Genomic DNA, 1,538 nt, shown 5'->3' on the forward strand with positions numbered 1-1,538 from the left:
GATCTCCTGCAGGGCCTTCTTCGCGCCGGGCTGAGCCGACTTCGGTAGCGCGTTCATGACATTGCGGATCTTGTGAACCCAGCACCTCTGGTGCCCAGGGCTTGCGCAAGTTCCCGGGATCGCCCAACTGGCGTGCGGATGCTGCGGGTTGGGGGGGGATGGCAGAGCGGACACGGGATCCGTGATCATTCAGGTGTCTAAGCCAAGTGATCAAGAGGGTTCCCGTGTCCGCTGTCTCATCTTCCCCGATCCCTGCCGTGTTGGCCAAGTTGGGTCCGCTCCATCCAGACGACATGTCTGACCTGCGGTTCTTCCTGGAGGCGGTGCCCGATCCTCGCTCCCGGCGGGGCCGCTGGTACTCGCTGACCTCGATCCTGCTGGTCTGCGCAGCCGCCGCGGTCTCGGGAGCCCGGACCATCGACGAACTCGCTGAGTGGGGCGACCGCGCCGACGCAGGGCTGCTCGCCACGCTCGGCGTGCGCCGTCACCTGCTGCGCTGGCGGCATGCACCGTCCAGGTCGGCGATCGGGAGGGTCCTCGAGCGTCTCGACGCCGACGCACTCGATGCGGCCGTGGGAGCCTGGCTGGCTCACCGCCATACCGCCGCCGCCCCGGGCAGGCGACGGGTGATCGCCGTGGACGGCAAGGCACTGCGCGGCTCCGCCCGCCTGGACCAGCCCCGCCGGCACCTGCTGTCCGCCGTCACCCACGGCTGCCCGGTCACTCTCGCCCAGGCTGAGGTAGGGTCCAAGACCAACGAGACGCGGCACTTCCAGCCCCTGCTTGCACCGCTCGACCTGGACGGAGACGTGGTCACCTTCGACGCGTTGCACTCCGTGAAGGCCAATGTCGCCTGGCTGGCCGAGACCAAGAAGGCGCACTACGTCGCCGTGATCAAGCCCAATCAGCCCACCGCCTGGACCCAACTGGACGGTCTGGACTGGCATGCGGTGGCCATCCAGCACACTGCCTCGAACAAGGGACACGGCCGTCGCGAGTCCCGCTCGATCAAGACTCTCGCCATCGCCGACAACCTTGGCGGCATCGCCTTCCCCCACGCGAAGCTCGCCCTCCGCGTTCACCGCCGCCGCAAAGAGACCGGCAGGAAGGAGACCCGCGAGACCGTCTATGCGGTCACCAGCCTCGACGTCCACCAGGCGAAACCGGCCGAACTCGCCTCCCACCTGCGCGGACACTGGACCGTGGAAGCCCAGCACCACATCCGCGACCGTACCTTCGCCGAAGACGCCTCCACTGTCCACGTCGGCAACGCACCCCGCGTCATGGCCACCCTGCGCAACCTCGCGATCGGAGCCCTCAAAGCCCTCGGAGCGACCAACATCGCGAAGACCACCCGCGCCATCCGCGACCAACCCGAACGAGCCCTCCCCATCCTGGGCATCACCTACAAGCCCGACTTCACCGGAACTTGATCAAGCCCTGTCTGGTGCCTGGCCTGCGGAAATACCTCTGCGAGTGCCCGCCACAGGCCCATCGCTCCGTCGCCGACGACGAGTTCGGGATCGCGCATGCCGCGT

The 1,538-nt window shown here is 67.8% G+C and carries 1 protein-coding gene; it reads left to right on the forward strand.

All coding sequences use genetic code 11. From position 1 onward, the window contains the following. Positions 1–293: 293 nt before the first annotated feature. Positions 294–1,433 carry an ISAs1 family transposase gene (locus tag AB0M27_RS47755; RefSeq protein ID WP_365732454.1) on the forward strand — a complete coding sequence of 380 codons (1,140 nt, stop codon included), beginning with the start codon at positions 294–296 and terminating at the stop codon, positions 1,431–1,433. The last annotated feature ends 105 nt before the right edge of the window (positions 1,434–1,538 follow it).

It is taken from the genome of Streptomyces sp. NPDC052107 (assembly GCF_040680215.1).
Taxonomy (GTDB): Bacteria; Actinomycetota; Actinomycetes; order Streptomycetales; family Streptomycetaceae; genus Streptomyces.